This window comes from Metabacillus sp. Hm71 (assembly GCF_051842955.2).
GTDB lineage: Bacteria > Bacillota > Bacilli > Bacillales > Bacillaceae > Metabacillus.
On sequence record NZ_CM200278.1, the window covers coordinates 4850212 to 4865421 of the forward strand.

Here is a 15210-nt window from a genome sequence, read left to right on the forward strand (position 1 = left end):
CTATATAAAGAGTAACATGTTAATCCTCGAACCAATTATGCATTTGTTCCATCACGGTTCACAAGCTTAAGTGTAACATCCATTTTTTCTCCTGCGCGATAAATGGTTAGTTTCACTTCATCACCAATGTTCTTCTCAGTGTAAAGATATTTTCTTAAATCACTTGCTGAACCGATCTCTTTGTCATCCATCGCGATAATGACATCCTGCTGCTTTAAGCCTGCTTCATCTGCTGGTGAGCCTTGTTGAACATTGCCAACGATTACGCCTTCTGTTACATTATCCGGAAGCTGCATGTTTTGCTGTAAATAATACTCTGGAATCTCACTCATATCGAGTAAACCTACACCGATAAATGGCCTTTGAATCTTACCATTTTTCATTAGTTCTTCAGCAATCGGACTAACATCGTTACTCGGGATCGCAAACCCTAATCCTTCAACACCATTTTCACTAATTTTTAAGCTGTTAATCCCAATGACCTCTCCGCTCATATTAATAAGCGGTCCACCGCTATTCCCTGGATTTATAGCGGCATCTGTTTGAATGACATTCAATGCCCAATCCCCTTCAGATGTTGTCACGTCAATGGTCCGGTCAACACCGCTAATAATGCCTTGGGTAACCGTTCTTGTAAACTCTTCTCCTAAAGGATTTCCAATCGCAATGACATTTTCTCCTGTGCGAAGGGCTGATGAATCACCTAATTCAGCAACTACAGTGACATGCTCGGCATCAATCTTTAATACGGCGATATCTGTTAACGCATCTGCTCCAACTAATTCTGCAGCCACCTTCTCTCCATTAAAAAGTGTTACCTCAATCGACTGAGCACCTTCAATCACATGATTATTTGTAATGACATATGCTGCATCACCTTCCTTTTTAAAGATAACACCTGAACCTGTCCCGCTCTCCACACTTTCACTTTGAGTATTCCCAAACATATCGGCTCCGCTTGCTTGCATATTAGTAATTCCTACAATTGCTGGTGATAAATTTTCCACAATATCTGCAATCGAATTTGCATTGCTGGACAGCTCCTGTGCGGTAATTGTTGAAGTACTTTCTTGATCATTCTTTTGTACAGATGCTTCAACCGAATTATTATCAGCAACTGAAGTTGAATTTTCCTTTTGGTCTGTATATGTCGTTACTCCTAGTACAAGCGCTCCGCCGATTACACCACTTATTAACGATGAAAAAAATGGTTTAATGCTTCTGGACGGTTTTGCTTTTTCACGAGAAAGTTCAGTGTCGTCATAATATCCCATTCTTTAGTCCTCCTATTTTTGTTAATATGATAAAAGATTAAGCTCCTGAGCTAACATATCCGCCTATGACAATTAAAATGAATAATAATGATACTCCTGTTAATATAATGGCTTTCATAACTGAATTCCTTCTTTCGTATATAACATTGTCCTGTCTTATAAGGTAACTATACATAACGAGTTTGGGATAAAAATGAAAGAATTATGGGAAATTGTGAAAAGGGCATCCACATTTACAAGTACGATGTATAATACCCTTGAGAGGAAGTGAAACCATGAGCTATACCATCTATCTTGTCGAGGATGAAAAAAACTTAAATGAACTGCTAACTATGTATTTAAAAAATGAAGGATGGTCGGTCACTTCATGTTTAACAGGAACCGATGCAAAAAACTTAATTAACCGGCCGCCTCATTTATGGATTTTAGATATCATGCTTCCGGATATTGATGGCTATCAATTAATCAGGGAAATTAAAGAAGCAACACCAGAAATACCTGTTATCTTTATATCAGCAAGGGATGCGGATATTGACCGTGTGTTAGGGCTGGAATTAGGCAGCGATGATTATATTTCAAAACCATTTTTGCCTAGAGAGCTTGTCATCCGCGTGCAAAAGCTTTTATCACGAACCTATACAGAGGAAACGAATGCACTGACAAATCTTCCGCCATACCATATTGATGAACAGTTAAGGATCGCTTACCTTAACGGGGAGGAAGTAAACCTGACCTCAAAAGAGTTTGATTTGCTGCAGTTATTTCTCCACAACCAAGGACAGGCATTCTCAAGAGAGCAAATCTTAACGAATCTTTGGGGACCGGATTATTTTGGCACAGATCGGGTGGTAGATGATCTTGTAAGGCGGCTGCGAAAAAAAATGCCCGATCTCAAGCTGGAAACAATTTATGGGTTTGGCTATAGGATGTTAAAAGGATGAAAAATAAATCATTAGCCTTTCAAATATGGGTTGTTTTTTCAGGAATTCTCCTCGTTATCTCCTTATTACTGGTCATTCTTTTTCCAACGACCCTACGGGGATTTTTTACGAAGGAAATTTATAAAACCATTGAAAATCAACAACTCGTTCTAACTGATTATGGGGAACCTGATATCAATGAATTAGGACGAGACAAGAAAAAAGATCGTTCTGTTTCACATGTAGTGGTTCCTATTCAAAGTCCGTTTTTCTTATATTCGGAAGAATTACCGCTTGATTTTATCAGGCAGACACAAGACTTAGCAGCCAATCAAACGGATGCAACGGCGAGGTATGAAAAAAACATAAAAGACCAAACCCTCTTTTATGTGATACGGAAGAATTTAACGGTGGATGGCGAACCCGTATATCTTTTATCTTATTCCTGGGATTCATACCGAAATGATCTTGTGTTTACACTTTTCAGGCAATTAATGGTTGTAATGTTTATTGTCTTTTTATTTAGCTGGATCCCTTCGATTTGGCTTGCACGATACTTGTCAAAGCCGCTCGTTAAGCTTGAAAAGCATGTAAAAGATATTTCTGAACAAGCATGGCATGAGCCGGTTGAGGTAGATCGAAATGATGAAATTGGCAAGCTCGGTCATACGATTGAAAAAATGCGGCAGCATCTTGTTCGGAAAGATGAAGCCCAACAAACCTTGCTGCAAAATATTTCACATGACTTAAAAACACCGGTTATGGTTATACGCGGTTATGCTAAATCTGTCAATGACGGTATTTTTCCTAAAGGTGATTTAACAAGTACGATGGATGTCATCGAGGAGGAGTCCGAAAAGCTTGAGAAAAAAATCAAGGATTTGCTGTATTTAACAAAGCTCGACTTCTTATCAACCCGCAAGCCGACAAAAGCCGTGTTTCACCTTGATCAGCTTGTGAGCGATGAAGTGGAACGAATCAAATGGGCGAAAGCTGATCTTGATTGGCAGCTTCACTTGGAAGAAGCAGAAATTTTAGGTGATGCCGAGCAATGGGAAAAGCTGATCGAAAACCTGCTTGAAAATTCATTACGTTATGCCAAAAATGTAATCTCCATTTCTATTACAAAAACAGACCAGTCAATCCTGCTGCGTTTCTGGAATGATGGTCCATCCATTGATGAGGGGATTATGGATCAGCTTTTTGAGCCTTTCCAAAAAGGACATAAAGGAGAGTTTGGCATCGGCTTAAGCATCGTAAAACGAATTGCCGATTTACATGATGCAAAGGTTTGGGCGGTAAATGAGGAGAACGGTGCAGCTTTTTATACGAAAATTCCTTTGATCATTAAGTGAAAAGGGGCTATTTTAGCCCCCCTTTTCATTTTGGATAAGTCATTTCTTCAGGTTTTACATATTGATCAAACTGTTCCTCTGTTAGCAGGTTTAGTTGAACGGCAGCTTCTTTTAACGTAATCCCTTCTTTATGAGCAAGCTTTGCAATCTTAGCCGCATTTTCATATCCTATATGAGGATTTAATGCAGTCACGAGCATTAAAGAGTCATTAAGGTAACGTTGAATGACTGGCAGATTTGCTCCAATACCAACTGCACAATTGTCATGGAAGGAAATAATTGCATCAGAAAGCAACTGAACAGTCTGCAGGAAATTATAAATGATTACCGGCTTAAACACATTTAATTCAAAGTTTCCTTGGCTTGCCGCAAAACCAATGGCTGCATCATTTCCCATTACTTGAACAGCAACCATCGTCATGGCCTCACTTTGCGTCGGGTTTACTTTTCCCGGCATGATTGAGCTTCCCGGTTCATTTTCAGGAATGGTAATTTCCCCGATTCCGCATCTAGGACCACTTGCCAGCCAGCGGACATCATTGGCTATTTTCATTAAATTTGCCGCTAATGCTTTTAACGCGCCATGTGCATAAACAGTTTCATCATGGCTTGTTAACGCATGAAATTTATTTGCTGAAGAGCGAAATGTTTTCTTGGTATACTCACTGATTTCCTTTGCTACTCGATCGCCAAATTCAGGATGAGCATTAATTCCCGTCCCTACTGCAGTACCGCCTATAGCCAAATTTTCCATATATGATGTTGCTTGCTGGATCATTTCCTTAGTTTGCTGAAGCATATGAACCCAACCGCTAATTTCCTGGCCTAAGGTTAAAGGTGTCGCATCCTGCAAGTGGGTACGTCCGATTTTTACGATATCCTTAAATTGCTTCACTTTTTCTTCTAACGTTGCTGATAGCTTCTCAATCGCTCGAAGCAAATTCGTTTCCACTGCCATCACGCCCGCAATATGCATCGCTGTTGGAAATGTATCATTTGAGCTTTGGCTCATATTTACATCATCATTTGGATGGATAACGGCATCGATCCCTTTTTCCTTTAGAATTTCATTGCCTCTTCGTGCAATCACTTCATTTACATTCATATTGCTTTGTGTTCCGCTTCCCGTTTGCCATACAACAAGCGGAAAATGCTCAGTTAATTTGCCATCAATGATTTCATCACAAGCCATTATAATCGCTTGTGCCTTTTCATTATGTAGCTTTCCTAGTGATTCATTTACCTTTGCCGCACTTCTTTTTAAAATAGCGAAACCAATGATAACCTCACTTGGCATTTTTTCTCCGCCAATTTTAAAGTTTTGCTTGCTGCGTTGTGTTTGAGCTCCCCAATACTTATCAGCTGGTACTTGAATCTCACCCATTGTGTCTTTTTCAATACGAAAATTCATCCTCAACCACCTCCGAAAAATGATGTCACACATCTATATTATGGCTATTTTTATTTTTTTAAAAGGAAAAGGCTGGCTCATTCTATTGAGCCAGCCTCCTAAGTAAGCTTAGAGTGCTTGTAATCCAGCCTGATTTAAGAAATTCCACGGCTTATTATAATGCGGCTGGAAGAAGAAATCGACAAATCCTAGCTCATCTGTTGTCATGTTGTTTTGGATGCAAACAGATAATGTATTAATAGATTGTGTAACATCAACTTTAGACATCACCTGTGCCCCGACAATTCGTTTTGTCTCTTCTTCATAGACTACCTTTAACATAATGTCTTCATAGGTTGGCATAAACTCTGGGCGGTCATGCTCTAAGATTGTGATGCTTTTCACATTCATACCCATACGACGTGCCATCATTTCTGTTAAACCAGTTGTTGCAATATTTTGATCAAAGATTTTGATACCAGATGTTCCTTGTGTCCCTATATATTTAATCGTTGGCTCCATCAGGTTTTTTGCCACCAATGTTCCCATTCTCACCGCGTTTGTTGCAAGCGGGATATAGGCATGCTCACCTGTTGGATTATAGCGGATGGCACAGCTGTCACCAGCTGCAAACACATCCTCATTGCTTGTGCGCATATATTCATCGACTTTGATTGCGCCATTTTCAAGCATGTCGATTTGCCCTTTAAATAGCTGCGTATTTGGCTGGAAACCGATGCATAAGATGACAAGATTCGCCTCATACGTTCCTTTTGTTGTTTCAACAGCTGCAACTGTTTCATTTTTTCCAACAAAACGAGTAACCGTTTCACCTAATGCTAAGTGAATATCACGATTGCGGAAATCCTCTTCAATAATATCAGTGAAAGACTCATCTAAATATTTGCTCAAAATGCGGTTTTCCCCATCAATAAGCGTTACCTGTTTCCTTCTCATTTCAAACGCTTCTACTAACTCGATACCAATATAGCCTGCTCCAACAACAACAATCTTTTCCGCATCCTTTGCTTTTTCAATAATGGTCGTTGCATGTTGAAAGTTTTTGCATAGGAGGACATTCTCTTGATTGATTCCTTCAATCTTAGGAATTATTGGCCAAGATCCAGTTGCAATCACTAATTTATCAAATGTATCATTTATCGTTTCATTTGTCTGAAGATTTCGAGCGACAAGTGTTTTCCCTTCAATATTTACATCAAGGACTTCATGCTGCATAAACATATTCACACCAAGCTGAGTAAGCTCCTCTGGTGTACAATAGAACAAGCCATTTGCATCCTTTACAACACCGCTGACATGCAAGGCAATTCCGCAAGATAAGAAAGAGATATTATCGTTTTTTTCATAAACATTTATAATTGCATTTGGGTATAGTTTTATCATATTTGAAATAGCTGCAGTTCCTGCATGTGTACATCCAATAACAGCAATTTTCATATTAATTTCCTCCTAAAAATAAGTTTGTGAAGTTTTTCACATATAATTGTGAAATGTTTCACATTGTTTATGGTTTTATTATATTCCGCCTTTATGAAAAAGGCAATACTTTTTTGTGAAGTTTTTCACAAATTAAATAAGAAAATCGTTAGCGCCTTGCTCAGCCTAGGGCTAATAAGACGCTCATGAATTAGAAGGCGTTCTTTGCCTTCAATTCATGAGTGCCTAGACACAAAAACTAGGTTGAAATTTTATCATTTCTTACCTTTTTAAAAAGGGGAAAAACTCCCCTTTCTACTCCTCATGATCAATCTTTAGACCTTCAACATGCTTTCTACCCATCACTTTCTTTTTCTTGCGCACTTCCTTAGAATCAAAGACTTGATCAAGATCATAATTGTCAGGATACAAGTCTTCCGCTTCAATAAATGGCTGAACTCGTTTATGATTGACCATCATTTTTTGATTTTTCACTAAAAGTTCAAGCTCTCCTCTCGAGTTTGCACCCGATGCAACGATTCCCTTTGTTTGAAGATGTGAAATCCATACTACATCACCAGCTTGATAGGTTGTCATTTGTTTCTTTTCTTGAGCTTTCTGCTTTTGATTTTTCTCATATGGAACGACATTTGGCAGTATTTCACGTTCACTACGAGGCTGTTGATGGGTGATTTCTTTTGCTCTCTTGATAATCTCCAAAGACATCCCTAATTTTTGTGCAATTGTAAATGCCTGGCTCTCTCCACCCTTGCCGATAATCAGCTTATAGAGAGGCTGAAGTGTTTCAATATCAAAGTCCATTGAGCCATTTTGAAATCCATTTGCTTTTTCTGCGAAGTCCTTTAGTTCACTATAATGTGTGGTAGCAATGATCATGGCCCCTGATCGGTATAATGCCTCTAAGATTGAAATTGCCAGCCCCATTCCTTCCTGAGGATCTGTTCCTGAACCTATTTCATCAAGGATAATCAGCGTATCCTTCCGGGATTTTTGCAGGATATCAATCACATTCCGAATATGGGAAGAAAAAGTACTTAGGGAATGCTCAATACTTTGCTGGTCACCAATATCAACAAAAATATCTTTAAAAATGCAAAAGCTGCTATTCGAATCGGCAGGAATATGGAGACCTGATTGGACCATCATTGCTAATAATCCTACCGTTTTAATCGTAACCGTCTTACCGCCTGTATTTGGTCCGGTTATCACTAGTGCCATGTACTCTTTCCCTAATTCCACCGTTAATGGCACTGCATTCACACCTAATAAGGGATGTTTTGCTTGGATAAGCTGCAGCCCTTCATCAGGTTGCAGCTGGACTTCATTTCCCTGCATCGATCTGCTTAGCTTTGCCTTTGCGAAAATAAAATCATAGGACACCATTCCTTCAATATTGATCTGAAGCTCCTGTTTATACATCGCTGTCATTTCAGTTAATTGACCAAGAATTTTTTGAACCTCAAGCTCTTCCTCCACTTTTAAAAACGTCAGTTCATCCTGCAGCTTATTTAAATCTTTAGGCTCCATATAAACGGTTTGCCCGCTTGACGACTGGTCTAAAATGGTTCCTGAAAATTTCCGTTTGCATTCACTTTTCACTGGGACAACATATCGGCCATTTCTAACACTGACTACTTGCTCTTGCAGGTAAGAAGCTGAATTTTTCATTATTTGTGCAAGCTTTGCTTTTATCTTTTCTTCTGTTGATGCGATCTTACTTCTAATTTTCGTTAAAGCTCTGCTCGCATAGTCATCCACTGTATTGTTTCGAATGGATCGTGCAATTTCATCTGCCAAATCTGAAAGCTCATAAAGAGAATAAGCATAGGAGCTGATCGTTGGTGCAATATATTCCTGTTTCACCATAAAACGTTTAATTTTCTTCACGCTATCTAAGAAAGCGCCTAAAAATCCAAATTGCTCTGGTGTGAGAATATATCCTTTATCCACCATGGTAATCATTTGTTCAACCCCATGAAGGGAATGCACAGGTATGCTCGAGGATTTTTCGAAAATTTTACATGCCTCCGTTGTTTCATTAAGCCAGCGCCTAATTTTTTTCTCATCATGAATCGGCTCAAGCTGAACAGCTCTTCTTTTCGCCGTCTCACTCATTGCATAGTCACTAAGCAATGCTGTTACTTTGGTAAATTCTAAACGTTCCATTGCTGTTTTGTTCAATGTTTAAACCTCCATTAATAAAATAAAAAAAGGTGATGAACAGTTGGTTGTTCATCACCTTTTTATCCCTATTATTAAGCAGACTTCGCCTAATAAAGCTATCACCCAATACAAACAAAAACCATGCTTAAACAAAGCACGGCTGTCTACGGGCGTTATGCAAGAGATTGCAAATTGTGTATGATGACCGTTTTGTTCTTAACTTTCTGCAGATACATAGCTAAATAAACCTTTACGATTGTAAAAGTTTTTCCAAGCTAAGTCATGCAGTTGAAGTATTTACTTCGATTAGTTAAGAACAGAAACCCTCACAAAACACATCTCCTAAAATTTTGTTACCTATAAAATAACAGATAATGGATCACACTGTCAATATAAGGAATCCTATTAACTATTGCGGATTTCCTCGATACTTCTTCCGCCTAAAAATGCATGGCCGGTTTTTACTGTTTTAATTGTTTCAAAGCCAGATTTCTTATACACCTTTTCCACTGTCTCGTTAATTGGAATGACCCAAAAGCGTTCCACATGCATGTTTGATACTTCCTCCTGGATATAATGGATCAGCTGGCCGATCAGCCCTTTACCACGATACGCTTCCAAAGTTGCCACGCTTTCTAATCTTGCATCCTGTTCATGCATAAAGATACAAGCTGTTGAGCAAGGAACCCCATCATATTTTAATACATAATGTGTATACGCTTCATGAGCAAATTCTTCCTCAAAAGCTTTTTTTCGGATTGCTCCGCCAAGTTCTTTTATTTGGCATTCAATGTGAATGGCATCCTGCTTATTTTCCTCTGTTACTTTTTCAATCGTTACCTTTGAATCCCTTTTCACATCTACCTTTAATTTCATGAGTTGAATTGGACATTCGAACTCTTCAAAACCAAAGCCTCTTTGTTTAAGAGCCTTAACAAAATCGGGATGCTCTTCATATTGGGATAGATAAAATCTTGGAATAAGTCCTTTCCCCTGATAAAAGTTCACGACTTCATCTATGATATCCTCATGATTTTGATCATAAGAGGAAATATAGGCATGGTTCGCATCATAATAATCTGGCTGGTCTACATTATAAAAAAGATAGCCCCAGATTGTTTCTACCTTTTTTGAAAATGACGATACATACGCGAGATCTAAAGCTTCAATCATCTTTTCTACCATTTTTTCATCCCCTTTTGGACATTGAATTTAGTGATAGTATTTATCTTCCATCAGCACAAATTCGCTACATAGTTCTTTATTTTTATCAGCATTAATTGTCTCATACTATGGTTTCTATGCAACAAAGCATTCTACTAATCTTCCAAAATTCAGCGTAAAACTTTTTATTCATTATTTTCAGCCCACTCCGTCTCCTTATATTCATAGAGTTACTTTGTATGTAAAAAATCCAGCACTCATTTTTTTCTCCGATTTTTCACTTTATAATAATAGGATAAGCATAGCTTTAGTTTTGTGGAGGGAGATAGACATGATGAATATTTTATTAGCCGAAGATGATGTAAAGCTTGGCGAGCTTGTTACATATATGCTTGAGAAAAAGGCAAAGTATCAAGTAGAATGGGTTCAAACTGGAGAGGATGCTTATGATTATGCAACAGCCTCTTTTTATGATGTAATCATTATGGATTGGATGATGCCACATGGTGACGGAGTTGAGATTTGCCAGCGTTTAAGAAAAGAAGGCTATGGCGGAGCTATTTTAATGTTAACCGCAAAAGACGCGATTCAGGATCGTGTTGTCGGACTTGATGCTGGAGCAGATGATTATTTAGTAAAGCCTTTTGAGATTGATGAGCTGTTAGCAAGACTCAGGGCGCTAGGTCGTCGCAATTTTTCACCGATTCGCGAAGAAATCTTTACAATCGATGCCCTTACCATCAATCGAACAAGCCACACCCTGCAGATGGATCAACATGTCATTCAGTTAACCCCTCGTGAATACCAGCTTCTTGATTTATTGGTACAAAATAAGGGGCAGGTTCTTACACGAGAGATTATTTTTGATCGGATTTGGGGAAATGAAACAGATGTTTCTTATAAAACAATTGATGCTACTGTAAAATTGCAAAAAGCTGAGCCGATTTGGAAAAGGAGATTGGCTGCAGAGCATTAGAGGGGTTGGATATAAGCTTGAAGCGTAATCAGACCAATTTATTTTTTAAAACACAGAGGAAATTAACAATTAACTTTAGTTTACTCATTATTTTGTTTTTGCTCTTATTTATTACAATTCTATATTCAATTGTATATGTATGGTTTACTGCTGCTGAAAAAAATGAATTGCGCGATATGGCTGAGCATGAAGCAAAGCGTGTTGAAAGTTTTTTAGAAGAGGACTTTGACGATGGTCCTAACGGGCGGAAACAGGATCCTGAATTTGTTTCAACAGATAGTGATCAGCTCTTTTATTATGTTATAACTATTCGAGGGGAACTGATTTTACAGAATGAGCAGCTGCCATTTCTTCAAACAGACTTTATCAATTTCATAGAAGGTTGGCAGCCGCCCAGAGAAGAATTACGCACAGAGACATTATCGATAAATCATCGCCAAATGATGGAGAATATCGATAACAACCGCTTTTCAACATATGTTCCAGAGGATCAACAGTTAAAGCTGCTTATGATTGCAAAGCCGATCTATGAACGAAACCAGCTTGTTGGCTATCTTTATATCGGACAAAACATCACTGATTTATCTGAGCTATTAAAAGGACTTTTAACGATTTTAGTGATTTCAGCACTTATTTTTTCCGGAATCGCCTTTTCATTTAGCCGTATTATGGCAAGGCGGGCGATGGTTCCAATTGAACAAGCCTTCAGGCGGCAACAGGAATTCGTTGCAGATGCCTCCCATGAATTACGAACACCGTTAAGTGTCATGCTGTCCTCATTAGATATTCTTGAAATGGAGAAACAAGAACAAAATGAAATGGCAGGAAAAATGGTTGATAATTTAAAAGATGAAGTGAAACGTATGACTGGACTTGTCGGTGATTTGCTCACACTAGCAAGATCAGATTCAGATGACCAGAAAATTACCTTTGAGGATTTCAACCTATATTCGGTCGCCGAACGGACGGTTGCTTCGTTTAAAGCACATGCTCTAGCCAAAAATATCAAACTAGAATTAAATAGTCACGAAATGATCAAAATCAATGGAAATAAGGAAAGACTAACCCAGCTGCTGTATATCCTGCTTGATAATGCGATTAAATATTCTCAAGACCCTGGATCTGTTTCTTTGTCTATTAAGAAGGAAGCAAACACGGTGCTAATCGCAGTTAAGGACACAGGAATCGGGATGGACCCTAAGGAATTGCCCCATATTTTTGAACGGTTTTATCGTGTAGATAAAGCGAGAACACGACAGCAAGGCGGGCATGGGCTTGGCCTTTCGATAGCAAAATGGATTGTGGAGCTTCACAACGGCCGAATCACAGTCGAAAGCAAATTAGGAGAAGGCAGTACATTTTTAGTTAAAATTCCATATAAAAAACTGTAGCTTGCAGATAGATCTGCAAGCTATTTTTATTTTCTATTACTTTCTTGCTAGAAATTTTATAAGTTCCCCTATTTTTCACCGTCTTTTCACCAAACTCTATTACATTATAACCATAGCAAGATAACAACTTGAAAGGAGGTGAAGGATTGATGAGAAAGAGAAGACATCCTTTCGTTTGGATAGGGATTGCCCTAGCAGGGTTGTTTTTCCTAACCACCATCGTAAATATGATTGTCCATTTCTTTACCCACTATGGTCTTCAGCAGTCACATATGGGCCATGGTCGCTATATTCCACATGCAGGGTTTGGCAGCCACTTTGACTTTTTTAATGTTCCATTCCTCTTTGCTATAGGATTGATTGCCTTTGGCTGGTGGATTTGGAAAAAAGCAGATGGTGAGTCAGTAAAAAAATGGCTAGGAGGTATTTTACTAGCAGTTGGCGTGTTTTCAATTCTTCCGCTAGTGATTGCAATTCCAGCATTGCTGCTTGCTATCTATCTCGCTTTTAAAAGCAAGAAGGCGGATTCCGATTTAATAGATGAACAAATGGCTATTATGACCCCAGCTTATACAACCCATGATCATCTTGATGAATGGGAACGCAAAACAAAAAAGGAGGAAGAAAAATAATGGGAATTTTTAAACGAGTAAAAACAATTGCAGCAGCCGATTTCAATCATGTATTGGACAAATGTGAGGATCCCGTCAGTATGGTCAAACAATATATTAGAGAGCTGGAGGCAGAACTAGCAAAAGCACAATCTGCCTTAGGCAACCAGCTTTATTTTGAACAAAAGCATGAAGGGTATATTCGTCAGGTCAAACAGACCATTCAGGACCGCAAAAGACAGCAGCAACTTGCTCTGGAAAAGAAGAATGATGAAATGGCAAAAATGGCTATCCAAGATCGTCTTGAGCAAGAAAAAAAGCTACAAGCACTTGAGGAACAGCTTGAAGGAATAAAAGATCAAACAAATCAATTAAAAGCTCAGGTTGTAAAATTAAAGGAAACATATGCTGATTTGCAAAATCGCAAAACAATGCTTCTCTCAAGAGCTACAACAGCCCAGACAAGCTACAGAGTGAAAAACACATTGTTTTCTTCCCAATCTGAAAGCATTGTAAATGGTTTTGCTAGAATGGAAGATAAGGTTTTACACTTAGAGTCTAAAGCAAGTGCGCTTGATTACTTATCTAAAAATAGACCGCTTCAAGACAAAACATATTCTCTTGAGGTGGAAGAGGAATTTTTGAAAGCAAAAGAAGCAATGGAAAAACAAGCTTAAATCTTAAAGAGATTGTTATAAGAAAAGCGGAAGCGCCTTGATCAGCCTAGGGCAAATAAGACGCTCATGAATAGAAGGCGTTCTTTGCCTTCAATTCATGAGTGGCTAGACCCTAGAGGGGCTAGACGCTGGAACTAGACACTAAAACTAAGTACAAAATTTTATACTTTCCTTATAAGAAAAGCGCAAGGCGCTAAGCATTCGGCGACAAGCATAAGGCGAATCGGAATAGAAGGTGTTCTTTACCTTCAATTCCGATTTGACTAGACCCTAGAGCTGATGGCGCCTGGAGCTGGACACCAAAACTAAGTTCAAATTTTATACTTTCTTACCTTATAAAAGAAATGCGAACACCTCAACATAATTCGAGGTGTTCGCATTTTTTGGACAAGTGTTATTACTTTTTGAAGCCTGCTGGTTTAAAAGCTTGCCTTGTTAGTTCTGCAGGTAAACGACATTTTGTGGTTTTGTTTTTAACACTTCCAAATAGAGGATATGGTGTCCGTCACTTTCATGCACTCTGAATAGATATCCATCTTTCTCAACTTCTGCTCCAACCGTTGCATCAAAGTTTTGCGTAAGAAACCAGCCTCCGATTGTATCAATACCCTCATCAGATAAATGCGTATCTAGCAAGTTGTTAACATCATCAATGAGTAATTTGCCATCTAAAATAAAATGCTGATCACTTAATTTACGTATTTCAGGGATTTCATCCTCATCGAATTCATCTCTTATTTCGCCAACGATTTCTTCAAGAATATCTTCAACAGTAACTAACCCTGAGGTACCGCCATATTCATCAATCAAAATAGCTAAATGTGTTCGTTCTTTTTGCATTTTTACTAATAAATCATGAATAGGGATCGTTTCAATAACTTGAATAACAGGGTTGATAAACGAATCAATGTTAAATGCTTTCGTACTAGTTCCCGCCATAACCTTTGAAGTTAAAAACTCTTTAATATTAAGAAAGCCTATAATATTGTCCTTATCCCCGTCTACAATCGGATATCTGGTATATCGTTCATTCTTAATTATTTTTACAATATCATCATAAGAATCATCAATTGATATCGTCACAATCTCGGTACGCGGAACCATAATTTCCTTGGCAATTCTCTCATCAAATTCAAAGATATTGTTTACATACTTTAGCTCATTTTTATTGATTTCTCCGCTTTTATAACTTTCTGATAACAAGATGCGAAGTTCTTCCTCAGAGTGCGCCAACTCGTGCTCTGAAGCCGGCTTAAGCCCGAAGAATCCAACTAATACACGTGCAGATCCATTTAGGAACCAAATGAATGGGTACAAAATGCGGTAGAACCAGATAATTGGCTTTGCCGTCAGAAGTGCTATCGTCTCTGCTTTTTGAATTGCAACTGTTTTAGGAGCAAGCTCCCCCACTACAACATGCAAGAATGTTGCAAGAACAAAAGCAATAACTAAAATGAGAATATGTGACAATGATTCATCGACATTAAAATAACTAAAAACAGGATGTAATAGGATTTCAAATGTCGATTCTCCAACCCACCCAATTCCTAGTGCTGTAACCGTTATTCCGAGCTGACAAGCAGATAAATATTCATCTAAGTGGGTAACGACTTTTTTTGCTGAAACTGCTCCTTTTTTCCCTTCTGCAATCAGCTGATCAATTTTTGATGCTCTTACCTTTACGATCGCAAACTCTGTGGCTACGAAAAAGGCAGTTAAAGCAATTAATAATACAAAAATAAATAAATTAATAGTGGTCAATGAGTGATCTTACTGGATGTAAGATCTACACCTCCTTTATATACTTGTTATTCTTTTCATTACCCAAATT

General features: G+C 38.3%; 11 protein-coding genes and 1 pseudogene. 6 read left to right on the top strand and 6 right to left on the bottom strand.

Annotated features, from left to right (window positions below; all coding sequences use genetic code 11):
- Positions 1-35: 35 nt before the first annotated feature.
- On the bottom strand, positions 36-1274 hold the full coding sequence (locus ACSVDH_RS23970; protein ID WP_439252980.1) for a S1C family serine protease: 1239 nt from the start codon (positions 1272-1274) through the stop codon (positions 36-38).
- Between the two features lie 275 nt (positions 1275-1549).
- On the opposite strand from ACSVDH_RS23970, the gene ACSVDH_RS23975 reads away from it, so the two are divergent.
- Both ACSVDH_RS23975 and ACSVDH_RS23980 read left to right on the top strand, forming a co-directional pair.
- Positions 1550-2215, top strand: coding sequence for a response regulator transcription factor (locus ACSVDH_RS23975; protein ID WP_299092458.1), 666 nt, complete (start codon positions 1550-1552; stop codon positions 2213-2215).
- Complete coding sequence (locus ACSVDH_RS23980) at positions 2212-3549, top strand: HAMP domain-containing sensor histidine kinase (RefSeq protein ID WP_439252978.1); 1338 nt, start codon at positions 2212-2214, stop codon at positions 3547-3549. The genes ACSVDH_RS23975 and ACSVDH_RS23980 overlap by 4 nt, the downstream gene beginning before the upstream one ends.
- A 25-nt stretch (positions 3550-3574) precedes the next feature.
- On the opposite strand, the gene fumC is transcribed toward ACSVDH_RS23980, so the two are convergent.
- From fumC to ACSVDH_RS24000, 4 genes are all read right to left on the bottom strand, one after another.
- Positions 3575-4960: a class II fumarate hydratase gene (gene fumC, locus ACSVDH_RS23985; protein ID WP_439252977.1), complete on the bottom strand. Its 1386-nt coding sequence runs from the start codon at positions 4958-4960 to the stop codon at positions 3575-3577.
- Between the two features lie 108 nt (positions 4961-5068).
- On the bottom strand, positions 5069-6397 hold the full coding sequence (locus ACSVDH_RS23990; protein WP_439252976.1) for an FAD-dependent oxidoreductase: 1329 nt from the start codon (positions 6395-6397) through the stop codon (positions 5069-5071).
- 294 nt (positions 6398-6691) lie between these two features.
- The gene (locus ACSVDH_RS23995) at positions 6692-8578 is read right to left on the bottom strand and encodes an endonuclease MutS2 (RefSeq protein WP_439252975.1); all 1887 of its coding nucleotides are present in this window, start codon (positions 8576-8578) and stop codon (positions 6692-6694) included.
- A 387-nt stretch (positions 8579-8965) separates the two neighbouring features.
- Positions 8966-9745 (bottom strand): GNAT family N-acetyltransferase, encoded by a 780-nt coding sequence (locus tag ACSVDH_RS24000; protein WP_439252974.1) that lies wholly within the window; start codon positions 9743-9745, stop codon positions 8966-8968.
- 313 nt (positions 9746-10058) lie between these two features.
- On the opposite strand from ACSVDH_RS24000, the pseudogene ACSVDH_RS24005 reads away from it, so the two are divergent.
- From ACSVDH_RS24005 to ACSVDH_RS24020, 4 genes and pseudogenes are all read left to right on the top strand, one after another.
- Positions 10059-10728 (top strand): annotated as a pseudogene (locus ACSVDH_RS24005) (response regulator transcription factor).
- Complete coding sequence (locus ACSVDH_RS24010) at positions 10718-12091, top strand: sensor histidine kinase (protein WP_439252972.1); 1374 nt, start codon at positions 10718-10720, stop codon at positions 12089-12091. Before ACSVDH_RS24005 ends, ACSVDH_RS24010 begins: the two are co-directional and overlap by 11 nt.
- Before the next feature lie 149 nt (positions 12092-12240).
- On the top strand, positions 12241-12723 hold the full coding sequence (locus ACSVDH_RS24015; RefSeq protein WP_439252971.1) for a hypothetical protein: 483 nt from the start codon (positions 12241-12243) through the stop codon (positions 12721-12723).
- Entirely contained in the window at positions 12723-13379 is a 657-nt protein-coding gene (locus ACSVDH_RS24020) for a PspA/IM30 family protein (RefSeq protein ID WP_439252970.1), read from the top strand. Before ACSVDH_RS24015 ends, ACSVDH_RS24020 begins: the two co-directional genes overlap by 1 nt.
- A 435-nt stretch (positions 13380-13814) precedes the next feature.
- Here ACSVDH_RS24020 and ACSVDH_RS24025 read toward each other — a convergent pair whose 3' ends face one another.
- On the bottom strand, positions 13815-15140 hold the full coding sequence (locus tag ACSVDH_RS24025; protein ID WP_439252969.1) for a hemolysin family protein: 1326 nt from the start codon (positions 15138-15140) through the stop codon (positions 13815-13817).
- Between the last annotated feature and the right edge of the window lie 70 nt (positions 15141-15210).

What these genes read in the sequence shown, in the direction of transcription:
- ACSVDH_RS23970 (WP_439252980.1), bottom strand. Translation starts at nt 1,274, where the DNA reads ATGGGATATTATGACGACACTGAACTTTCTCGTGAAAAAGCAAAACCG.
- ACSVDH_RS23975 (WP_299092458.1), top strand. Translation starts at nt 1,550, where the DNA reads ATGAGCTATACCATCTATCTTGTCGAGGATGAAAAAAACTTAAATGAA.
- ACSVDH_RS23980 (WP_439252978.1), top strand. Translation starts at nt 2,212, where the DNA reads ATGAAAAATAAATCATTAGCCTTTCAAATATGGGTTGTTTTTTCAGGA.
- fumC (WP_439252977.1), bottom strand. Translation starts at nt 4,960, where the DNA reads ATGAATTTTCGTATTGAAAAAGACACAATGGGTGAGATTCAAGTACCA.
- ACSVDH_RS23990 (WP_439252976.1), bottom strand. Translation starts at nt 6,397, where the DNA reads ATGAAAATTGCTGTTATTGGATGTACACATGCAGGAACTGCAGCTATT.
- ACSVDH_RS24000 (WP_439252974.1), bottom strand. Translation starts at nt 9,745, where the DNA reads ATGGTAGAAAAGATGATTGAAGCTTTAGATCTCGCGTATGTATCGTCA.
- ACSVDH_RS24015 (WP_439252971.1), top strand. Translation starts at nt 12,241, where the DNA reads ATGAGAAAGAGAAGACATCCTTTCGTTTGGATAGGGATTGCCCTAGCA.
- ACSVDH_RS24020 (WP_439252970.1), top strand. Translation starts at nt 12,723, where the DNA reads ATGGGAATTTTTAAACGAGTAAAAACAATTGCAGCAGCCGATTTCAAT.